The sequence below is a fragment of the Edwardsiella piscicida genome, assembly GCF_001896205.1.
Lineage (GTDB): Bacteria > Pseudomonadota > Gammaproteobacteria > Enterobacterales > Enterobacteriaceae > Edwardsiella > Edwardsiella piscicida.
Window position 1 is genome coordinate 2566221 of sequence record NZ_MPNU01000001.1, and the last position, 22051, is coordinate 2588271.

The 22051-nt window shown below is 60.6% G+C and carries 19 protein-coding genes and 1 other annotated feature; of the genes, 17 read left to right on the plus strand and 2 right to left on the minus strand.

All coding sequences use genetic code 11. From position 1 onward, the window contains the following. Positions 1 to 59 precede the first annotated feature (59 nt). The gene (locus tag BRD58_RS11760) at positions 60 to 1427 is read left to right on the plus strand and encodes an L-serine ammonia-lyase (RefSeq protein WP_012849094.1); all 1368 of its coding nucleotides are present in this window, start codon (positions 60 to 62) and stop codon (positions 1425 to 1427) included. Positions 1428 to 1530: 103 nt separating this feature from the next. On the opposite strand, the gene BRD58_RS11765 is transcribed toward BRD58_RS11760, so the two are convergent. Continuing rightward, positions 1531 to 2730, minus strand: coding sequence for a serine hydrolase (locus BRD58_RS11765; protein WP_015461860.1), 1200 nt, complete (start codon positions 2728 to 2730; stop codon positions 1531 to 1533). Positions 2731 to 3160: 430 nt separating this feature from the next. Here BRD58_RS11765 and BRD58_RS11770 point away from each other — a divergent pair, with 430 nt between their 5' ends. The 4 genes from BRD58_RS11770 to rimO all read left to right on the plus strand — a co-directional run bounded on the left by BRD58_RS11770 (position 3161) and on the right by rimO (position 7247). Beyond that, positions 3161 to 3712, plus strand: a complete 552-nt coding sequence (locus BRD58_RS11770) for a kinase inhibitor (RefSeq protein WP_012849097.1) — start codon at positions 3161 to 3163, stop codon at positions 3710 to 3712. Positions 3713 to 3731: 19 nt separating this feature from the next. Then, on the plus strand, positions 3732 to 4532 hold the full coding sequence (locus tag BRD58_RS11775; protein ID WP_073383080.1) for a helix-turn-helix transcriptional regulator: 801 nt from the start codon (positions 3732 to 3734) through the stop codon (positions 4530 to 4532). Positions 4533 to 4732: 200 nt separating this feature from the next. After that, positions 4733 to 5488, plus strand: coding sequence for a glycosyltransferase family 25 protein (locus tag BRD58_RS11780; protein WP_012849099.1), 756 nt, complete (start codon positions 4733 to 4735; stop codon positions 5486 to 5488). A gap of 433 nt (positions 5489 to 5921) precedes the next feature. After that, positions 5922 to 7247, plus strand: coding sequence for a 30S ribosomal protein S12 methylthiotransferase RimO (rimO, locus tag BRD58_RS11785; protein WP_015461864.1), 1326 nt, complete (start codon positions 5922 to 5924; stop codon positions 7245 to 7247). A 252-nt stretch (positions 7248 to 7499) separates the two neighbouring features. Here rimO and BRD58_RS11790 read toward each other — a convergent pair whose 3' ends face one another. Further along, positions 7500 to 8327, minus strand: coding sequence for an SDR family oxidoreductase (locus tag BRD58_RS11790; RefSeq protein ID WP_012849101.1), 828 nt, complete (start codon positions 8325 to 8327; stop codon positions 7500 to 7502). A gap of 812 nt (positions 8328 to 9139) precedes the next feature. On the opposite strand from BRD58_RS11790, the gene BRD58_RS11795 reads away from it, so the two are divergent. The 12 genes from BRD58_RS11795 to torA all read left to right on the plus strand — a co-directional run bounded on the left by BRD58_RS11795 (position 9140) and on the right by torA (position 22039). Next, positions 9140 to 10639, plus strand: a complete 1500-nt coding sequence (locus BRD58_RS11795) for a C69 family dipeptidase (protein ID WP_073383085.1) — start codon at positions 9140 to 9142, stop codon at positions 10637 to 10639. 147 nt (positions 10640 to 10786) lie between these two features. After that, positions 10787 to 10837, plus strand: a complete 51-nt coding sequence (gene hisL, locus BRD58_RS17950; protein WP_109579738.1) for a his operon leader peptide — start codon at positions 10787 to 10789, stop codon at positions 10835 to 10837. Then, positions 10813 to 10945 (plus strand) — a sequence feature (His leader region). It overlaps the preceding gene by 25 nt. A 55-nt stretch (positions 10946 to 11000) precedes the next feature. Then, positions 11001 to 11900, plus strand: a complete 900-nt coding sequence (gene hisG / locus BRD58_RS11800) for an ATP phosphoribosyltransferase (protein WP_012849105.1) — start codon at positions 11001 to 11003, stop codon at positions 11898 to 11900. A 4-nt stretch (positions 11901 to 11904) separates the two neighbouring features. After that, on the plus strand, positions 11905 to 13215 hold the full coding sequence (gene hisD / locus BRD58_RS11805; protein ID WP_073383089.1) for a histidinol dehydrogenase: 1311 nt from the start codon (positions 11905 to 11907) through the stop codon (positions 13213 to 13215). Then, complete coding sequence (gene hisC / locus BRD58_RS11810) at positions 13212 to 14288, plus strand: histidinol-phosphate transaminase (protein ID WP_073383094.1); 1077 nt, start codon at positions 13212 to 13214, stop codon at positions 14286 to 14288. Before hisD ends, hisC begins: the two co-directional genes overlap by 4 nt. After that, the gene (gene hisB, locus BRD58_RS11815; RefSeq protein ID WP_012849108.1) at positions 14289 to 15368 is read left to right on the plus strand and encodes a bifunctional histidinol-phosphatase/imidazoleglycerol-phosphate dehydratase HisB; all 1080 of its coding nucleotides are present in this window, start codon (positions 14289 to 14291) and stop codon (positions 15366 to 15368) included. It begins immediately after the preceding gene. Continuing rightward, the gene (gene hisH / locus BRD58_RS11820) at positions 15368 to 15973 is read left to right on the plus strand and encodes an imidazole glycerol phosphate synthase subunit HisH (RefSeq protein ID WP_073383099.1); all 606 of its coding nucleotides are present in this window, start codon (positions 15368 to 15370) and stop codon (positions 15971 to 15973) included. Before hisB ends, hisH begins: the two co-directional genes overlap by 1 nt. Continuing rightward, complete coding sequence (gene hisA, locus BRD58_RS11825; protein ID WP_073383104.1) at positions 15970 to 16707, plus strand: 1-(5-phosphoribosyl)-5-[(5-phosphoribosylamino)methylideneamino]imidazole-4-carboxamide isomerase; 738 nt, start codon at positions 15970 to 15972, stop codon at positions 16705 to 16707. The genes hisH and hisA overlap by 4 nt, the downstream gene beginning before the upstream one ends. Next, on the plus strand, positions 16689 to 17465 hold the full coding sequence (gene hisF / locus BRD58_RS11830; RefSeq protein WP_012849111.1) for an imidazole glycerol phosphate synthase subunit HisF: 777 nt from the start codon (positions 16689 to 16691) through the stop codon (positions 17463 to 17465). Before hisA ends, hisF begins: the two co-directional genes overlap by 19 nt. Continuing rightward, a complete protein-coding gene (hisIE, locus tag BRD58_RS11835) occupies positions 17459 to 18091 on the plus strand; it encodes a bifunctional phosphoribosyl-AMP cyclohydrolase/phosphoribosyl-ATP diphosphatase HisIE (protein WP_015461868.1) in 633 nt (210 codons plus the stop codon). Before hisF ends, hisIE begins: the two co-directional genes overlap by 7 nt. Positions 18092 to 18377: 286 nt before the next feature. Further along, positions 18378 to 19547: a NapC/NirT family cytochrome c gene (locus BRD58_RS11840; protein ID WP_015683409.1), complete on the plus strand. Its 1170-nt coding sequence runs from the start codon at positions 18378 to 18380 to the stop codon at positions 19545 to 19547. Then, the gene (torA, locus tag BRD58_RS11845; RefSeq protein WP_073383107.1) at positions 19547 to 22039 is read left to right on the plus strand and encodes a trimethylamine-N-oxide reductase TorA; all 2493 of its coding nucleotides are present in this window, start codon (positions 19547 to 19549) and stop codon (positions 22037 to 22039) included. The genes BRD58_RS11840 and torA overlap by 1 nt, the downstream gene beginning before the upstream one ends. Positions 22040 to 22051 lie beyond the last annotated feature (12 nt).

The window sequence follows — 22051 nt, forward strand, 5'->3', positions numbered from 1 at the left end:
GTTTTTTTTATCCTGGCAACAGATTGAATTTCCAGCCTTGATAAATCATTGGAGGCGATATGATTAGCGTTTTTGACATTTACAAGATCGGCATTGGCCCATCCAGCTCCCATACCGTAGGGCCGATGAAGGCCGGTAAACAATTTTGCGATGACCTTATCGAAAAAGGTCTGCTAAACGACGTCACCCGCGTCGTTGTTGACGTTTATGGCTCCCTATCCCTCACCGGCAAGGGCCACCACACCGATCTGGCCATCATCATGGGACTGGCCGGTAACCTGCCGGACAGCGTCGATATCGACAGCATCCCCGGCTTCATCAAAGACGTTGAGACCCGCGGTCGTCTGCTGATGGCCAACGGACAGCATGAGGTGGCGTTCCCGCTGGAAACCAGCATGAACTTCCACGAAGACAACCTGTCTCTGCATGAAAACGGTATGCGCATCACCGCGCTGGCCGGAGATAAGGTGCTCTACAGCAAGACCTACTACTCTATCGGCGGCGGCTTTATCGTTGACGAAGAGCACTTTGGTCAGCAGAGCAGTCAGCAGGCTGCCGTCCCGTACCCCTATAACAGCGCCGCCGATCTGCAGCGTCACTGTAAAGAGTCCGGGCTCTCCCTGTCCGGCCTGGTGATGCAAAATGAACTGGCCCTGCACAGCAAGGACGAGATCGCGGCCCACTTCTCTCGGGTTTGGGACGTGATGCGCACCGGCATCGAGCGCGGCATCAACACCGAGGGCGTTCTGCCTGGGCCGCTGCGCGTACCGCGTCGCGCCTCTGCCCTGCGCCGTATGCTGGTCACCAATGACAAGACCAGCGTCGATCCGATGGCCGTTGTCGACTGGATCAACATGTTCGCCTTCGCGGTGAACGAAGAGAACGCCGCCGGCGGCCGCGTCGTTACCGCGCCGACCAACGGCGCCTGCGGGATCATCCCCGCCGTTCTGGCCTACTACGATAAGTTTATTCGTGAGGTGAACGCCAACTCGTATACCCGCTATTTCCTGGCCTCCGGCGTCATCGGCACGCTGTATAAGATGAACGCCTCCATCTCCGGCGCCGAAGTGGGCTGTCAGGGTGAGGTCGGCGTCGCCTGTTCTATGGCCGCGGCCGGTCTGGCTGAACTGCTGGGCGGCAGTCCGGCTCAGGTCTGCATGGCAGCCGAAATCGCCATGGAGCACAACCTGGGGCTCACCTGCGATCCGGTCGCCGGTCAGGTTCAGGTGCCGTGCATCGAGCGTAACGCCATCGCCGCCGTCAAAGCGGTGAACGCGGCGCGTATGGCGCTGCGCCGCACCAGCGATCCGCGCGTCTGCCTGGATAAGGTTATCGAAACCATGTACGAAACCGGCAAGGACATGAACGCCAAGTACCGTGAAACCTCTCGCGGCGGTCTGGCGCTGAAAGTGCTCTCCTGCGGTTAAGTCGACCACGACAGCGATCGCGTCTCGCCGTCGACGGCGGGTTACGATTGATCATAAAATGCCCGGCGTTGCCGGGCATTTTTTTACGCGACGATCGGCGGGTTTAGCCGAACCAGCCGCCGAACAGGCTGTGCAGCTTCAGCATAATAAAGTCGATGATGCGGCCGAAAAAGCCAGCCTCCGGCACATCCTCTAGCACCACCAGCGGACGCTGCTCAATGGTTTTGCCGTTAAGCTGAAAATCGATGGTGCCCACCGCCTGCCCCTTCTTCAGCGGCGCCTCCAGCTGCGACTGCGTCAGCGTATAGCTGGCCTTCAGATCCTTCATCTGCCCACGGGGAATGGTGACCGCGGCGCTCTTGTCCACGCCCAGCGGCACCTCGCTGCGCTCGCCGTACCACACTTTCTGGGTGGTAAAGGGCTGACCTACCTTGATCGGAGTAACGGTTTCATAGAAACGAAATCCCCAGGTCAGCAGCTTTTTGCTTTCGTCGAAGCGTATCCGATCGGTTGGCGCACCTAACACCACCGAAATCAGCCGCATCGGACCATCCGTCGCCGATGCAACCAGGTTATGCCCGGCGCCGCTGGTAAACCCCGTCTTCACCCCGTCCACGTTCAGGCTGCTGTCCCACAGCAGACGGTTGCGGTTGATCTGACGGATCTTATTAAAGGTAAACTCCTTTTCTTTATTCAGCTGATACTCATCCGGCACATCGGCGATCAGGCGCTGGCTGATCAGCGCCATATCCCGCGCCGAGCTGTACTGGCCCTCGGAATCCAGGCCATGTACGGTGCGGAAGTGGGTATTCTTCAGCCCCCAGGCGCCAACGTACTGGTTCATCAGATTAACAAACGCGTCCTGGCTGCCGGCCACGTGATCTGCCAGCGCGATGCTGGCGTCATTGCCGGACTGAATAACCACCCCGCGGTTCAGCTCCGCAACCGGAACCCGATCGCCGGGCTTGAGAAACATCAGCGAGGAGCCGCGCAGCAGCGGGTTCCCGGTCGCCCAGGCATCCTTACCGACCACCACCATATCGCCAGGCGCAATCTTGCCGCTCTTCAGCGCCTGGCCGATAACATAGCTCGCCATGATTTTGGTCAGGCTGGCGGGATCCAGACGCTCGTCGGCGTTCCCCTCCGTCAGCACCCGGCCGCTATCATAGTCCAGCAGGATATAGGCCTTGGCATTGATCTGCGGCGGCGCCGGATCGGCGGCTAGCAGCGGTAAGGCAACCAAAGACAGGCTCGCACCCAGCGTTAGCCTGCGGATAAAAACGGTAAGCGCACGATTCTTCATGATAAGACCAGAGTATCCATTCATATGATCAAACAATATGCCATTGCCCCGGGCAACGCACCTGACGCGACCCGGCCTGCAGCTGCTGACCATCGGCAGGGCCGCGGGCGTCACCGTCACCGCGGCGGCTAAGCAGACCGAGAAGTAATGTATTAATTTTATGACATTCCTTGGGATTATTAGCGTAATCCCAGGTATTTTTTCAGCATCACGACACTTCTTGACGCATGATTGTGGCCGGGGGCACACTTTTCCGCCGCCGCCGCGCCCGCTCCCCCGCATCCACTCCGCGACGCTGTGCCATAACGTCCATTATCAGCCCCATAAAAGCGGTTAACTGAGCGATTCTGCATAATTATAGAGCGTTTCGGCACAGCATCCCCGCACCAACTCCAGTAGCCTGTATCCATCATCACACAGGAGAAATATCATGAGTAAAACCACCTTTTCTCTGGCGGCCCTCGCGCTGCTCTCTTTACCGGTGCACGCCCAGAGCTTCACCCTGAGCAGCCCGGAGATCCAGAACGGTAAACAGCTGAGCCACCATCAGCTCTTCGCCGGCTTTGGCTGCGAAGGCGGCAACCGCTCGCCGGCCCTGAGCTGGTCCGGCGCCCCGGCGGGCACCAAGAGCTTCGCTATCACTGCCTATGATCCCGATGCACCGACCGGCAGCGGCTGGTGGCACTGGACGATCGTTAACATCCCCGCCAACGTCCACCAGCTGGAGGCCGGCGCGGGAGCACAAGACAGCACCACCCTGCCCACCGGGGCGGTTCAGGGACGTAATGACTTTGGCTATGCCGGCTTCGGCGGCGCCTGTCCGCCTCCGGGGGACAAACCGCACCGCTACCAATTTACCGTCTGGGCGCTGAAAACCGACAAGCTACCGATCGATAATGCTTCCAGCGGTGCCCTGGTTGGCTTTATGCTGAACGCCAACAAACTGGCCACCGCTCAGCTGGTGCCGGTATACGGTCACTGAGTTTTGGAGACAGCAGCAGATGCACGATCCCGTCACGCCCACGCCGACGGTACAGCAGATCAGCGCCCGCCAGAGCCACCAGCTGCGGCGGGTCACCCTGTTCAGCCCGGCGCTATGCCGAGTGCGGCAGGGCAGCAAGACCATCCAATGGGGTGAGCGCTGCGAAGTGGCGGGGGGCGATTCGCTGGTGCTGTTCCCCGGCGGTAGCGAAGTGAGCATGGCCAACCAGACCGGCGCGGGCTACTATCGTGCCGAAATGCTCTATCTGCCCGCGGCGCTGCTGCGTCAGTTTCGAAAACACTATCCACAGGCGGCGCCCTCCGACGAGGCGGCCGCCTCGCTGGCGTTGCCCATGACGCCGACGCTGACGCTGCTGTGGGACGCCGTGATGAATGCGCTGCGGGCGCCGCTGGCGCCGCCGCTGCTTAACCATCTGGCCGAAAGCCTGCTGCTGGCGCTGCAGCCCAGCGGCCATACCGCACTGCTGCTGAACGAACGCCACGATCGTCTCACGGAGCAGATCCAGCAGCTGCTGCTGTTAGATCCCGCCTATGCCTGGCAGGCGACCGACGTCGCCCAGCGCCTGCATATGGCCGAGTCCACCCTGCGCCGCCGCCTGAGCGCCGAAGGCAAAAGCTTTCGCGATATTCTGGACGATGTGCGCCTTGGCCAGGCGCTGCTGGCGCTGCAGTCGGGGAACGCCCCCATCGGCGATATCGCCAGCCAGAGCGGCTATGCCAGCCCATCGCGCTTTACCGCCCGCTTTGTGCGCCGCTATGGCCTCACCCCCAGCGCCCTGCGCCAAGCCATGCGCCAGTGAGGTTACGATTAACTTCGTGTTATCAAATAGAATAACCGCTGAAAAGACGGTATCGCCAAACACAGATACCCAGGGGCGAGATCGCTATTGAACAAAATCACTTCTCTGGGTGCGCAAAAAATAATCGTATGATAAAATCGTGGATTCTATATGATACAAAATGTATCATATAGAATTAAATTTGAACGACACAACACCAGATGAAAGTATTTATTATAAATTTAAAAAGAGATCTTCAGAAAAAGCACGAAATAATAAGTGAGTGCAGCAGATTAAATATTAATCATGAGATTGTCGAGGCTGTCTCAGGTATCGATCTCAGCGCTGCTGAGGTAGACCGTTTAATTGATAAAGATGCGCAAATATATTTAACAAAAGGTGAGATAGGTTGTTCCCTTAGCCACCTGCGCATATATCAAAAAATCATATCAGAAGCGCTTCCATACGCCTTAATCCTCGAAGATGATGCCATCTTACATGACGACCTCAATGAGGTCATTCAGGCCATCGAAAACGTTATAGATAAAGAAAGCAGCCATGCATACCTGCTGTATAAGACGGGCTGCGTGTACGGAAACCAAAGAATAAAACTATCTGAAAAATATAGCCTTTATGAATCAAATGTCCCAACATGTACACATGGCTATGTGGTTACCAACAAAACCGCACGTCTCCTTACAGCGATAAATACCCCAGTACGCTTCGAGGCAGATGCCTGGCGTAACTTTTATTTTGAAAAAAACATTCGCCCCTATTCACTGAATATTAATTTAATTGACTCACGAGATCAGTCCAAAGAGAACTCGACAATAGAAGAGGAGCGACTGTCTCGCACGCCAATACAGATCACATTAAGAGAAAGTCTTGATCGAAAAAATTCGTTGGTAAAATTTTATCACAAGATCTGCCGGCGGCCATTTCTAAAAAAAATGAGGCAGAATAATAATATTATATAAGCAGCGTCGCTGAGATCGGCCGTCCGATTAGGCTCCTCTCTTTTTCAGTCGTCAGCGAGCGTCCCGATAAACGCATCGGCGGGGCTCGCGACTATCCGGCGTCAGTCGGCTATCGCCCCCTAGAATTGACGTCGCCGATGCGGTGACTGGCCACCCGAATATCACAGGCTACCGCGCGCTACGTCTGGCTATCCGGCGTTATCGTCCCCAATATCACGCGAGAGCCATCTCGATACCGCGCGGTGGGTGACGCGGGCCGGCCTAGCCCGCCGCCGAGAGGCGCTACTTCTCGCTCTCCACATGCGGCGTGAAACGCGCGGTGAAGCCAGAAAGGCGCACGCCGCGCCACCAGGATAAATAGCGGTACAATTTCAGCCCAGAGCGCTGTAAAATCCCTGCCCTATCATAACCAGACACGATGAATTTTTACGCTATGAGCAATCAATCCCGCCAACCGACAATCGGTTTTGTCTCCCTCGGCTGCCCAAAAAACCTGGTCGACTCCGAACGCATCCTGACCGAGCTGCGCACCGAAGGCTACCTGGTGGTACCGACCTATGAAGACGCCGATCTGGTGATCGTTAACACCTGCGGCTTTATCGACAGCGCGGTACAGGAGTCTCTGGAGGCCATCGGCGAGGCGCTGCATGAGAATGGAAAGGTCATCGTGACTGGCTGCCTGGGTGCCAAAGAGAACCAGATCCGGGAAGTCCACCCCAAGGTGCTGGAGATCTCTGGGCCGCACAGCTATGAGCAGGTGCTGCACCACGTACACAAATACGTGGCCAAGCCGCAGCACAACCCTTTCACCAGCCTAGTGCCGGAGCAGGGCGTCAAGCTAACGCCCAAGCATTTCGCCTATCTGAAAATCTCCGAAGGCTGTAATCATCGCTGCGCATTCTGCATTATCCCCTCTCTGCGCGGCGATCTGGAAAGCCGGCCAATCGGCGCTGTGCTAGACGAAGCCAAGCGCCTGGCCGACTCCGGCGTCCGGGAGCTGCTGGTCATCTCGCAGGATACCTCTGCCTACGGCGCAGATATCCAGCATCGCACCGGCTTTTGGAACGGTCAGCCGGTCAAAACCAGCATGCTCAGCCTGTGCGAACAGCTGGCGACGCTGGGGATCTGGATCCGTCTGCACTATGTTTACCCCTATCCGCACGTGGATGACGTTATCCCGCTGATGGCGCAGGGCAAACTGCTGCCCTATCTGGATATTCCGCTGCAGCACGCCAGCCCGCGCATTCTGAAGCTGATGAAGCGCCCCGGCGCCGTTGAGCGTACCCTGGAGCGGATCAAACGCTGGCGCGAGATCTGTCCGCAGCTGACCCTGCGTTCGACCTTTATCGTCGGCTTCCCCGGCGAGACGGAAGAGGACTTTCAGATGCTGCTGGACTTCCTGCGCGAGGCACGCCTGGATCGCGTCGGCTGCTTCCAGTACAGCCCGGTTGAAGGCGCCGCCGCCAACGAACTGCCCGACCAGGTGCCAGACGAGATCAAGCAGGCGCGCTTCGATCGCTTTATGCAGCTGCAGCAGCAGATCTCCGCAGAGCGCCTGCAGGAAAAAGTGGGGCTGACGCTGCCGGTGATCATCGATGAGGTTGACGAGGAAGGCGCCATTGGCCGTAGCATGGCCGATGCGCCGGAGATCGACGGCGTGGTGTACCTAAACGGTGAGCGTGGGGTCAAACCGGGCGATATCGTCAGCGTTACCATTGAAAACGCCGACGAATACGATATGTGGGGCACTCTGGCCTGATGAGGCATCAGCGCGTCGCTCTGCGCGGCGCGCTTTCCTACGGATAGCGTATCGTAACGCTACTCAGTGGACTGAATAATAAAGAAAATAATCGATATTTAATAAAAACAATCGGTTTATTATCCCCTCCGATCCAATACCCGATTTATACCGATTATCCCCCGTCATCCTCGCCGCTTAATGCCCTCTTTTTTACCTGCCGATACAAAAAAACACCAGCGGTAAAATGTGATCATCGCGACGCCTCTCCGGCTAATCGCAGGGCATGATCGTAGGATCAGAATAGCGGTAAACAAAGCCCAGCTCATGGCTGATGCGGGATCCGTCTACCGCTTTGCCCTGCGTCGCATCGTCATCGGAGCGAAACGCCGGCGGCGTCAGGCCGAGCGCACGCGCCAGCGGCGGGTAAAAGAGCCGGCGAGCCGGATGCTGCGGCGCACACAGATTATAAACGTGGCCGCCCTGAGGCTGCGCCAGCAGCAGCATGATCGCGGCGATGGCATCCTCGCGGTGCAGCAGATTGACCCCCAGATTACCGCCCGGCAGATCGGTTTTACCGGCCAGAAAGCGCCCCGGATGGCGCCCTTCCCCTACCAGTCCGGCCAGCCGCAGCACATCGACCGAAGTATTGGGCAGATCGTGCAGCCAGCGCTCCAGATCGGCCAACGCCTGGCCGGCCAAGGTGTTGGGCTGCAGCGGGGAGTCCTCGTTGACCTCGCCGCGCGCGTCGCCGTAAACCGACGTCGAACTCAAAAAGATAATCCGCGCTACGCCGTACGCCAGCGCGCTGTCGACCAGCTGGCGCACCGACTGACGGTAGCCTATCCCCTCATCGTTCCCACAGCTGGCCGGCAGGGTGATCACCAGGGCATCCACGCTCAGCAGCTGCGCCAGATCCTCGTCATCGCACTCCAGCTGCGGCGCCAACCGCAGTGGATAGCACGCCACCCCGCTCATCTGCGCCGCCTCTACACCGTCCGGCGTCGTTTTACTGCCGACCACCCGATAGCCACGCGCCATCAGCGACAGCGCCAGCGGCATCCCCAGCCAGCCCAATCCTACAATGGCTACACTTTTCATACCCTATCCTCATCTTATTCCCAGGCGCGCCAGGCCGCCGGGCGATATCTTACCGCAGTCGTACCCCATCAGGGTACACGAGGGCCAACATGGCTGCCAGCGGTACGCCGCGCCGATAGCAGGCACCGCCAGACGCGATTCCATAAGGCCAGGCTGCAGCCGACGCCGACGCCGACGCCGACGCCGAGATCAGCGTCATCACGGACACCCGCGCGGCGCCAACCCCCTTAACCGCGGGAGATAAAATAGCGATATCGCCGCGTCAGCGACCCGGCCGCCGCGCTCTCTCACTCAGAGAAACCCGCGGGTTCTCAGTGGCACGCCTCTGATGAGCGCTAGCGCAGGATCACCGGGATTTCACGCCTAACGGGGCGCCGTGGCGTACGTCATTCTCTTTTTATTATCCGTTCTCACCATTCCATTATACGAGAATAAATCACGCAGATTCATTTTTACTCGCAATACACTCATCGATAAAAATAGGCTTATTCCCATAGCGGGAGAAATACGGCGATATCAAAAGAGTGACCATGGGATAACAAAAGGACAACACCTCATATACCGACCGCATAAAAAAAGAGCGCACAGATCATGCTACTGAGATGAAATGACACATCACAGAGGGTACGCATCGTCGTTATACGGCATGACGAACGTCTATCTTAGGCAATTTTCATACCATAAGAATTTTCTCAATAAAAATATTCCACGGAGATAAAAATTGAATTAAAAAAGAAAAACATGATGTAGTTAAAATAAATAATGTAAAGAGAGTGCAAGAATCAACTCAATTCAATCAATAGGAGTTCCCCATGAAACTAAAGTCAGTTTCAGTTTTGATTTCCGGCCTGATTGCCGCGGCATTTACCATCAACAGTGATGCTTGCACTACAATTTTAGTCGGCGCGGGTGCCACCAGCGATGGCTCTAGGATTATTGCCCGTACCGAGGATCATGACCCCACGCTATCGAAAGTGATGCTAAAGCATCAGGCTAAAGAAAATAGCAGCGATACCTTCCATGCCAATGAAAATAAATTCACCTATTCTGTTCCAAAAAAAGCTTTTTCCTATACTTCATTCTCCAATGGCAAAGAGGGAAAACAGCCCGACCAGATGACCTGGGGGGCCGCTGGATTTAACCAAAAAGGCGTGGGAATGACGGCGACAGAGACGATCTTCGCCAGCGCCGAGGCTCTCAAACATGACCCCTATCTGCCCGAGACGGGCATTACCGAAGACAGCATTACCGACGTAATCTTGCCCTACGTCTCCTCCGCACGCGAAGGCGCCGCTCGCCTGGGTAAAATTATTGAAGAGAAAGGCGCCGGCGAAGGCTTTGGCGTCGCCTTCGTCGACCAGCACGACATCTGGTATCTGGAAACCGGCAGCGGCCATCAGTGGTTGGCCACCCGCCTGCCGAAGGATGACTATTATGTCACCGGTAACCAAGGGCGCCTGCAGACCTATAAGCCGGACGACAGCGCCAACTATATGGCATCGCCCACGCTGATCAGCGCCGCCGAAAAATATGGCCTTTACGATCCTAAGCGCGACGGCGACTTTAATTTTGAAAAAGCCTATACGCTGCATAATGAGAAGAATGACCCCTACTACAACTATCCGCGGGTATATGCGTTGCAGCATCTCTATACGCCAGATATCAAGACCTCGCTAGCGGCACCACAACATTTCCCCGTTTTTGCTAAACCGGAGGCTAAACTTGATATCGATGCGGTAAAACAGGGGCTGCGAAATACCTATGAGAACATCGAGCGCAAGCCCTATACACAAACCCCCGATTACCGCCTACGCCCGGTGTCATTATTTCGTACCCAGCAGGCACATATTTTACAAGCGCGCGATGGTTTACCGCAGGGTATTGCCGATGTGGAATATTTAGCCTACGGCATGCCCAGTATTTCTATTTTTATTCCGGTTTATGCCAATAGTATCCACCAATTCCCGCAGGCCTACCGTACGGTAACCAGTGGAAAAGCGGATTCGGTCTCTGCCCAGTGGCAGTTCCGGAAACTGCAAACGCTGGTGATGATGGACTATTACAAATATGCGCCGGTGGTACAGAAGGCCTATAAGCAGCAGGAGGCCACCTTCAGCGTCATGCAACGTGACATGGAAAAAGCCTATCTGGCCACCTACCAGAAAGATCCGGCCAAGGCTCAGCAGCTGGTGCAACAGTTCGAGGATCGCGTTTTTAGCGATGCGCTCAGCACCACTCAAACCCTGACCAATCAAATCTTTACCCAGCTGACCCAGGACGTCAACACCAAGTATAAGTTTGCCGGCGCCTGATCCCCCCGCGACGATGGGCAAACCACGCCCATCGTCAATCGGACAAAAAAAGCGCTTGCCATACGCCGTACTCTTGGTTTAGGTTAAAAATCACTGAGCGCATATTGCGCAGCGTATACAAGCGATACCGAACCACGGACAACAATCATGCTCACTCGCGTACTGTTTAACCACCATCATCACCATCATCCTGACTAGCGCTTTCAGGCGGATGTGTGCTGGAAGACGGTCAACGGATCTTCCAGTGGCGGCAGACGCAAGATGTGAAAAAGCCCTCGGAAGATCTTCTTCCGAGGGCTTTTTTGTTGTTCATCATTCACGGGCGCCGCGGCGCCGGCTGGGGAATACAGGGGTAACCACCATGTTGGACAAAACACGTTTACGCATTGCCATGCAAAAATCGGGTCGCCTGAGCGAAGACTCGCAGGCGCTGCTGGCTCGCTGCGGGATCAAAATTAATCTGCATCAGCAGCGGCTGATCGCCTTTGCCGAAAATATGCCTATCGACATCCTGCGGGTGCGCGATGACGATATTCCCGGCCTCGTGATGGACGGCGTGGTTGACCTGGGCATCATCGGTGAGAACGTGCTGGAAGAGGAGTTGCTCGCCCGGCGCGCCCAAGGCGAAGATCCGCGCTATACCCTGCTACGACGCCTCGACTTCGGCGCCTGCCGCCTCTCCCTGGCCATGCCCATCGATGCCCCCTATGACGGCGCCCGCGGCCTGCAGGACTGCCGCATCGCCACCTCTTATCCTCACCTGCTCAAACGCTATCTGGATGGGCAGGGCGTCCGCTTCAAATCCTGTCTGCTCAACGGCTCGGTCGAGGTTGCCCCGCGCGCCGGACTGGCCGATGCCATCTGCGATCTGGTCTCTACCGGTGCCACCCTTGAGGCTAACGGGCTGCGCGAGGTCGAGGTTATCTACCGCTCCAAGGCCTGCCTGATTCAACGCGACGGCGAGATGCCCCCCGCCAAGCAGGCGCTGATCGAACGCCTGATGACCCGGATTCAAGGGGTCATCCAAGCGCGGGAGTCCAAATACATCATGCTGCACGCGCCGAGCGATCGTCTGGAGGAGATAATGGCGCTGCTGCCGGGGGCCGAGCGCCCGACCCTGCTGCCGCTGGCCGGCGACAAGCGCCGTGTCGCCATGCACATGGTCAGCAGCGAGACCCTGTTCTGGGAAACCATGGAGCAGCTCAAGGCCCTGGGGGCCAGCTCGATTCTGGTGCTGCCGATTGAAAAGATGATGGAGTAACGCCATGACCCGCTTTGATACGCTTATCCAATGGGACGACTGTAGCCCCGAACAGCAGCAGCGCCTGCTACAGCGCCCGGCGATCGCCAGCGCCGCGCAAATCAGCGCAAGCGTTGAGACGATCATCGCCCAGGTTCGCCGCGACGGCGATGCGGCGCTGCATCGCCTCAGCCAACGCTTTGACCGGGAGGCCCCCGCCATCCTGCGCGTATCACGCCAGACCCGCGACGCCGCCGGCGACAGCCTGCCCGACGCGCTGACCCGCGCCATGCGCCAGGCGGCCGAGAATATTGAGGCCTTTCATTACGCTCAGCGCCCAGCCCCGGTCGACGTCGAAACCCAGCCTGGCGTCAGCTGCCGCCAGGTCACCCGCGCGCTGGACTCCGTCGGGCTGTATATTCCCGGCGGCAGCGCACCGCTGCTCTCCACGGTGCTGATGCTGGGGATCCCGGCCCGCGTGGCGCAGTGCCGCAGGGTGATCCTCTGCTCGCCGCCGCCGATCGACCCGGCGATCCTCTACGCCGCACGCCTGTGCGGCATCGACGAAATCTTTCAGGTCGGCGGCGCGCAGGCGATCGCCGCCATGGCCTTCGGGACCGAATCCGTTCCCCGCGTCGACAAAATCTTTGGCCCAGGAAACGCCTATGTCACCGAGGCCAAAAGACAGGTTAGCCAAAGCCCTCAGGGCGCCGCTATCGATATGCCCGCCGGCCCCTCCGAGGTGCTGGTGATCGCCGATGCCAAGGCCAACCCGGACTTTATCGCCGCCGATCTGCTCTCCCAGGCGGAGCATGGCCCCGACTCACAGGTGATCCTGCTGACGCCCGATGCCCCGCTGGCTCGCCGGGTCGCCAAGCGGGTCGAGGCGCAGCTTGCCGCCCTGCCGCGCGCCGACATCGCCCGCCAGGCGCTGGCGCAGAGCCGCCTGATCGTCACCCGTTCGCTGGCGCAGTGCATCGAGATCAGCAACCGCTATGGGCCGGAGCACCTCATCATCCAAACCCGCGACGCCGAGACGTGGCTCGATGCTATCACCAGCGCCGGCTCCGTGTTTCTGGGCGACTGGTCGCCCGAGTCCGCCGGGGACTATGCCTCTGGCACCAATCACGTGCTGCCGACCTACGGCTACACCGCCACCCACTCCAGCCTGGGCCTGGCGGATTTCCAGAAACGCATGACCGTCCAACGCCTCAGCCCCGCCGGTCTGCTGACGCTGGCCCCGACGGTTGAGGCCATGGCACAGGCCGAGTGCCTTGACGCCCACGCCAACGCCGTCCGTCTGCGGGTCGCCGCCATCCGGGAGAGCCAATCATGAAGCCGATCACCACACTGGCGCGGGAAAACATCCAGCGCCTAACCCCCTACCAGTCCGCCCGCCGCCTCGGCGGCAGCGGCGACGTCTGGCTCAATGCCAACGAGTACCCGCAGCCGGTCAGCTACCCGCTGCGCAGCGAGGCCTTTAACCGCTACCCGGAGTGCCAGCCCGCCGAGCTTATCGCCAACTACGCCGCCTATGCCGGCGTCACGGCGCAGCAGGTGCTGGTCAGCCGCGGCGCCGATGAGGGCATCGAGCTGCTGATCCGCACCTTTTGCGAACCGGGGCGCGACGCCATGCTCTACTGTCCCCCCACCTACGGCATGTACGCCGTCAGCGCGGAGACCAGCGACGTCGAACGGCGCTGCGTCGCGCTGCGCGCCGACTGGCAGCTGGACGTGCCGGCCATCGCCGCCGCCCTCGACGGCGTCAAGCTGGTGTTTGTCTGCAGCCCCAACAACCCGACCGGCAACCTGCTCAATCCCGACGATCTGCGCACGCTGCTTACGCTGACCGCCGGACGGGCGCTGGTCATCGTCGATGAGGCCTACATTGAGTTTGCCCCCGACGCCAGCGTGGTCTCCTGGCTCGCCGACTACCCCCATCTGGTCGTGCTGCGCACCCTCTCGAAGGCCTTTGCCCTGGCCGGGCTGCGCTGCGGCTTCACGCTGGCCAGCGCCGAGGTGATCGCTCTGCTGCAGAAAACCATCGCCCCTTATCCTTTGGCATCACCGGTCGCCGACATCGCCGCCCAGGCGACCTCGCCCGCCGGGATCGCCGCTATGCGGACGCGGGTTGCCTACGTCATTGAACAGCGCCAGGCGCTGATCGCACAGTTATTGCGCTGCGACTGCATTCAAGAGGTCTATCCTTCACAGGGGAACTATCTAATCTTTCGCAGCGACCGCGCCGGGCCGATCTTTCAGGCCCTGTGGCAGCAGGGCATCATCCTGCGCGATCAGCGTCGCCAGCCCTCGCTGAGCGACTGCCTGCGCATCACCATCGGCAGCGCCGCGGAGCATGAGCGGGTTCTCGCGGTACTGCGCCGTTTTAGCCAGGAAGGAGAGGCGTAAATGAAGAAATATCTGTTTATCGACCGCGACGGCACCCTGATCGCCGAGCCGCCGCAGGACTTTCAGGTAGACCGTCTGGACAAGCTGGCGCTGATGCCCGGGGTCATTCCGGCGCTGCTGCGGCTACAGCAGGCCGGCTATCATCTGGTGATGGTCAGTAATCAGGACGGACTGGGCAGCGAACGCTTTCCGCAGGCCGACTTCGATGCGCCGCACAATCTACTGATGCAGATACTGACCTCGCAGGGCATCCTCTTTGAGCGGGTGCTGATCTGCCCACACCTACCGCAGGAGGGCTGCCGCTGCCGCAAACCCGCCACCGGACTGGTCGACGACTATCTGCAGCCCGGCGTGCTGGATACGGCCAACGCGTGGGTGATAGGCGACCGCGACAGCGATCTGCAGCTGGCGCACAACATGGGTATCCACGGGCTGCGCTACGCCGCCGAGCCGTGCGATGGTAGCAGCCTAGACTGGCCGCAGATCGCCGAACGCCTGACCCGCCGCGATCGTCATGCCCAGGTGGAGCGCGTCACCCGTGAGACCGCGCTTCTGGCGGAGGTGTGGCTGGATCGCCAGGGCGAGAGCCACATCCGTACCGGTATCGGCTTCTTTGACCATATGCTGGATCAGATAGCCACCCACGCCGGCCTGCGCCTGCATATAGAGGCGAAGGGCGATCTGCATATCGATGACCATCACACCGTCGAAGACACCGCGCTGGCGCTCGGCGAAGCCCTGCGCATCGCGCTGGGAGACAAGCGCGGCATCGCCCGCTTTGGCTTTGTCCTGCCGATGGACGAGTGCCTGGCCCGCTGTGCCCTGGATATCTCGGGCCGCCCCTACCTCTCCTTCAAGGCCGAATTCAGCCACCAGCGCGTCGGAGATCTCAGCACCGAAATGGTCGAACACTTCTTCCACTCCCTCGCCTACGCGATGGGGGTGACCCTGCACCTGAAAACCAAAGGCAAGAACGACCACCACCGCGTAGAGAGCCTGTTTAAGGCCTTTGGCCGCACCCTGCGTCAGGCGATCCGCATCGAAGACGACCGCTTACCCAGCTCAAAAGGAGTGTTGTGATGGCCACAGCGTGCAACGTGGTGATTCTGGATACCGGCTGCGCCAACCTGTCCTCGGTGCGCTATGCCCTGGAGCGCCTGGGCTGCCGTCCGACCGTCAGCCGCGATGCGCGGGCGGTGCTGGCGGCTGACAAGCTGCTGCTGCCCGGCGTCGGCAACGCCGCCGCGGCCATGGAGCAGCTGCGCCAGCGCGATCTTATCGATCTGATCAGGGCCTGTACCCAGCCGGTGCTCGGCATCTGTCTGGGAATGCAGCTGCTGGCCAGCCGCAGCGCCGAAGGGGATGTCCCCTGCCTCCGTCTGGTCGACACCCCGGTCGAACGGATGACCGATACCGGCCTGCCGCTGCCGCACACCGGCTGGAATCAGGTTACCTCTCTGGCCGGGAATCCCCTGTTTCGCGGTATTCCCGACGGCAGCTACTTCTATTTTGTACACAGCTACGCCTATCCCCTGTGCGCCGACACCCTGGCACAGTGCGACTACGGCTATACCTTTAGCGCCGCGGTGCGCCGCGATAACTTCTACGGCGTGCAGTTTCACCCCGAACGCTCCGGCAAGGCCGGCGCCCGCCTGCTGAAGAACTTTCTGGAGATGCCGTCATGATCATTCCGGCACTGGACTTTATCGACGGCAGCGTCGTTCGCCTGCATCAGGGGGACTATGGCCGCCAGCGCGACTATGACGGCGATGCGCTGACGCGGCTGCTGGAGTATCAGCGTCAGGGCGCAGAGCAGCTGCACCTGGTCGACCTGAGCGGCGCGCGCGATCCCGCCCGTCGTCAGCTCCCCATGCTGACCCGCCTGCTACGCGCGCTGAGCGTTCCGGTACAGGTCGGCGGCGGCGTGCGCAGCACAGAGGACGTGGCCACGCTGCTCGACGCCGGTGCGACGCGGGTGGTGGTCGGCTCAACGGCGATCCGCCAGCCGCAGGAGGTCGCCCGCTGGTTTACGCGCTTCGGCGCCGATCGCCTGGTACTGGCGCTGGACGTGCGCATCGCCGCCAACGGCGATAAGCGCGTGGCCGTCAGCGGCTGGCAAGAGGACTCCGGCGTGACCCTGGAGCAGACGGTAGCGCATTTTCTGCCGCTGGGACTGCGGCACGTACTGTGTACCGATATCGCCTGCGACGGCACCCTGGGCGGCGCCAACGTGGCGCTGTACCGCCAGATCTGCCCGCGCTATCCACAGATCGCATTTCAATCCTCCGGCGGCATCGGCGCGCTGCAGGACATCGCCGCCCTGCGCGGCAGCGGCGTGCAGGGCGTCATCGTCGGACGCGCCCTGCTGGAAGGTAAATTCAGCGTGAAGGAGGCCATCGCATGCTGGCAAAACGCATAATTCCCTGTCTGGACGTTCGCGACGGCCAGGTCGTCAAAGGCGTTCAGTTTCGCAATCACGAGATCATCGGCGACATCGTTCCGCTGGCCCAGCGCTACGCCGATGAGGGCGCCGATGAACTGGTGTTCTATGACATTACCGCCTCCGCCGACGGTCGCGTGGTCGACAAAAGCTGGGTGGCTCGGGTCGCCGCGGCGATCGATATTCCCTTCTGCGTCGCCGGCGGGATCCGCAGCGTCGAGGAGGCTGGGCTGCTTCTGAGCTACGGCGCGGACAAGATCTCCATTAACTCGCCGGCGCTGGCCGATCCGGCGCTGATCACCCGTCTGGCGGATCGCTTCGGCGTGCAGTGCGTGGTGGTCGGTATCGATACCTGGCACGACGCCGCCAGCGACAGCGACCGCGTCTACCAATTCACCGGCGATGAGGCGCGCACCCGCGCCACCGCCTGGCAGACGGCGGACTGGGTGCAGGAGGTGCAGCGGCGCGGCGCCGGGGAGATCGTGCTGAACATGATGAACCAGGACGGCGTGCGCAGCGGCTACGATCTGCGCCAGCTAGAGCAGATCCGCGCCGTCTGCCACGTCCCGCTGATCGCCTCCGGCGGCGCCGGTGCCCCCGAACACTTTCTGGCGGCCTTCAGCCAGGCCGACGTGGACGGCGCGCTGGCGGCCTCGGTATTTCATAAACAGATTATTCAAATCGGTGAACTCAAGCGCTATCTGGCGCTCAACGGTGTGGAGATTCGACTGTGCTAACTCAAGGTTTTCTTTCGCAACAGCAAAAAGAGCGTCTGGACTGGAACAAAGTGGACGGCATGATGCCGGCGATCGTGCAGCACGCCGGCTCCGGCGATGTCCTGATGCTGGGCTATATGACGCCAGAGGCGCTGGATCATACCGAGCGCTGCGGTAAGGTCACCTTCTATTCCCGTACCAAGCAGCGGCTGTGGACCAAGGGCGAAACCTCCGGTCACACCCTGAACGTGGTCAGCATGACCCCGGACTGCGACCGCGATACGCTGCTGATTCTGGCCGATCCCCAGGGGCCGACCTGCCATCTCGGCAGCGACAGCTGCTTTGCCCCGGCCCGCGCGCAGTGGCCGTTTCTGTATCACCTGGAGCAACTGCTGGCCGCCCGCAAAACGGCCGATCCACAAAGCTCGTATACCGCTCGGCTGTACGCCAGCGGGACCAAGCGTATCGCCCAGAAGGTCGGCGAAGAGGGCGTAGAAACGGCGCTGGCGGCCGCCGTGCATGACCGCGATGAGCTGATCAACGAGTCTGCCGATCTGCTCTACCATCTGCTCGTGCTGTTACAGGATCAGCAGCTGTCGCTGGGCGATGTCATCGACTGTCTACAAACCCGCCACCGCCAGGCTTGACCCGGCCGCCGCCGCCTGCCAACGCGGCGGCGCCTTCCCCCTTCCCCGCCCTGCCGGGGTAGCCAAAGTGTGACCAGCCTGTAGCGTCGGGTTAATCCCGGCGCGCAAAAGCGTCTACCCGCTCACGAAAATGCCTTTGCCTCCTACGCAAAATGGGTTAGCTAGCGGAAATAGTAATATGATTTACCAAGGAGTAATGCACCGAGCGGCCCGGCCCGGCGCGCGGTGATGCTCCCAACAACAATGGCAAGTAAAAACTCTCTCCAATAATAATAAGGTCATCATTATGAGCAATCGTTACGCCGCCCCCGGGCGACGCCGGCGTTGGCCGTGGCTGGTGCTGCTGGGGATCATCCTCGGTATCGCCCTACTGGCTGCGACCTTCACCGTCCTGCACAAAACCAGCAGCACCGAGTTTTGTGTCTCCTGCCATACCATGCAACAGCCTCTGGCCGAATATCAGGGCAGCGTCCACTTCCAGAATAAGCCGGGGATCCGGGCCGAGTGCGCCGACTGCCATATCCCGCAGCAGCCCCTCGACTTCCTGAAGACCAAGGTACTGGCGCTGAAGGATGTCTACGGCGAGCTGACCGGTAAAATAGATACACCAGAGAAATACCAGGCCCACAAGCTGGCCATGGCGCAGAGCGTCTGGAACACCATGAAAGCCAACGACTCCGCCACCTGTCGCTCCTGCCATAGCTACCAGGCCATGGACATCATCGATCAGAGTGCGGAGGCCCGCAAACAGCACCCCGTCGCCATCAAGGACGGGGAAACCTGTATCGACTGTCATAAGGGGGTCGCCCATATTCTGCCGGATATGAGCGCCCTGAGCGCCGCCGGCGCTAGCGAACTGGCCGCCGCCGCCGCGAAAACCCCTGACGGCGCCCGCACGCTCTACGCCATATCAACCCAGCCCTTCTTCCTGGCGCCGCAGGCCGGGGCCCACAGCGATGGCAGTCTGATGCCATCGACGGAGATCCGGGTGCTGCAGCGCCGCGGGGACATGGTTGAGGGTGAGCTGAGCGGTTGGCAGCAGAATGGCGTTAACCAGGTGATCTATGCAGCGCAGGGCAAGCGTATCCTCTCCGCGCTGCTGGGAGAGGCGGCACGCAAACAGGTGAAAGTGCTGTCCAGCGACACCGACGCCGCGACCGGACTGGTATGGCACCGGGTAACGCTGTCCATCTGGCTGCCCAAGGCCAATCTCATCGGCAGTGAACAGCCCATCTGGCGCTATGCCGCCGATATGATGTCGGCCAACTGCACCGGCTGCCACGGCCTGACCGCGTTGGATCGCTTCAACGCCAACCAATGGATCGGGGTCGTGAAAGGCATGGCATCGCGCACCTCGCTGAATGAAGAGCAGCTGCGCCTGCTGACCCAATATGTCCAAAAACACGCCAGCGATATGTCCGCTAACGGTGCAGATCAACCCAAGGAGCCTAAGTGATGAGCAAGACAACATCCCTGCCTGATGCGCCGCTGTGCGTATCCCGCCGCCGCTTTATCGCCGGTGGTGCGGCTCTGCTCGGCGCCCCTCTGCTGGCCGGACTGTGGCCGAAATCGGCGCTGGCGCAGGCGATTAGCCAGGCGCTGCCCCAGTTTACCGCCCTACAGCCGGCGCAGAAGGGGATCCTGACCGGCGCCCACTGGGGCGCCTTTGAGGCCATCGTCGAATCGGGACGCATGGTCGGCGTGCAGCCGGTCAGCGACGATCCCTATCCCAACGATCTGATCACCATGGCGCCTTACCAGGTGCACGCCGCCAACCGGATCAAATATCCCATGGTGCGCAAGAGCTGGCTAGAGGGCGGCGCAGAGCAAGGCCGCCCCGAGCTGCGCGGGTGCGATGAGTGGGTGCGCGTAAGCTGGGATCAGGCCCTGACCCTGGTCAGCGGGCAGATTGCCCGCCTGCAGAAACAGTACGGGCCGCAGTCCATCCACGCTGGCTCCTACGGCTGGAAAAGCGTCGGCATGCTGCACAACAGCCGCACCCTGCTGCAGCGGCTGATGAACCTGAGCGGGGGCTTCCTCGGCTACGCCGGCGACTACTCCACCGGTGCGGCCCAGGTGATCATGACCCACGTGGTCGGCTCCATGGAGGTCTATGAACAGCAGACCGCCTGGCCCAACGTCATCGAGCACAGTGAGCTGATCGTCCTGTGGGGCTGTAACCCCATGATCACGCTTGAAAACAGCTGGAATATGCCGGACCACGTCGGCCAGACGGGCTTCGAGGCGCTGAAGAAAAAAGGCACCCGCATCGTCAGCATCGATCCGGTGCGCAGCGCCAGCACCACCCAGCTCAACGCCGAGTGGATCGCCCCGCACCCCTATACCGATTCGGCCATGCTGCTCGGTATCGCCCATACCCTGCTGAGCGAAAAACTGCACGACAGCGACTTCCTCACCACCTATACCGTAGGCTTCGATCGCTTTGCCGACTACCTCAACGGCAAGGATGACGGCGTGGTCAAGGATGCCGCCTGGGCGGCCGCCATCAGCGGCATCGACGCCGAAACCCTGCGCAGCCTGGCGCGGGATATGGCGCACCACCGCACCATGATCATGGCCGGCTGGGGCATTCAGCGCCAGCATCACGGCGAACAGCCCCACTGGCTGCTGGTCACCGTGGCGGCCATGCTGGGGCAAATCGGCCTGCCCGGCGGCGGCTTTGGCTTTAGCTACCACTACTCCTCCGGCGGCAGTCCGACCGCGCGCGGCGGCATTATCTCCGGTATCTCGGCCGGCAACGCCCCGCAAAACAGCCCCACGCCGATCCCGGTGGCGCGCATCGCCGACTGCCTGGCCAACCCGGGGAAAACCATCGACTTCAACGGCGGTAAGGTGACCTACCCCGATGTGAAGATGGTCTACGTCGCCGGCGGCAACCCCTTTGGGCACCATCAGAACACCAATAATCTGATCGACGCCTGGCGCCGTCCGGAGACCATCGTGGTCAACGAACCCTACTGGACCGCCACCGCCAAGTATGCCGATATCGTCCTGCCGGCCACCACCAGCTATGAGCGTAACGATCTGGAGATGGGCGGAGACTATTCGCAGCTGTATGTCTTCCCGATGCACCAGTGCGTTCCCCCGCAGCATGAGGCGCGCAACGACTTCGCCATCTTCGCCGGCCTGGCCGAAAAGCTGGGGGTGCTGGACGCCTTCACCGAAGGTAAGGATGAGGCCCAGTGGCTGAAGGGGATGTACGATGGCATGGCGGCCCAGGCGCGCAACGCGCGCGTCGCGCTGCCGCCGTTCGAGATGTTCTGGGAGGCCAATAACTACATTCGCTTCCCGATCCCCGCCGCCAATAAGAACTGGGTGCGCTACGCCGACTTCCGCGATAACCCGCTGCTGAATCCGCTCGGGACCCCCTCCGGCAAGATCGAAATCTACTCCGATACCATCGCCGCCATGCACTACAGCGACTGTCGGGGCCTGCCCAGCTGGCTGCCCCCCTATGAGTGGTATCAGAGCGAGGTCGCCCAGCGCTTCCCGCTCTCCCTGAGCACCGCCCACGCCGTCAACCGCCTGCACTCACAGCTGGACAACACCCCGCTGCGTGAAAAGTATGCGGTCGCCGATCGCGAGGCGATCCTGATCCACCCGCAGGACGCCAAAGCACGCGGGATTGCTAACGGGGATGTGGTGCGCGCTTGGAACGATCGCGGCCAGATCCTGGTCGGCGCCATCGTCACCGAGGACATTCGCGCCGGCGTCGTGCGGATCAGCGAAGGCGCCTGGTTCGATCCGGCCGATCCGGCGCAGCCCGGCTCGCTGTGCAAGAACGGCAACGTGAACTGCCTGACCTTCGACATCGGCTCCTCGAATCTGGCCCAGGGCAACTGCGGCCATATGGCGCAGCTGGAGATCGAGACGTTCCGCGGCACGCCGCCGACCAACACCGCGCACGACGTACCGCGCGGCGCCTAACCCCTTATGCGG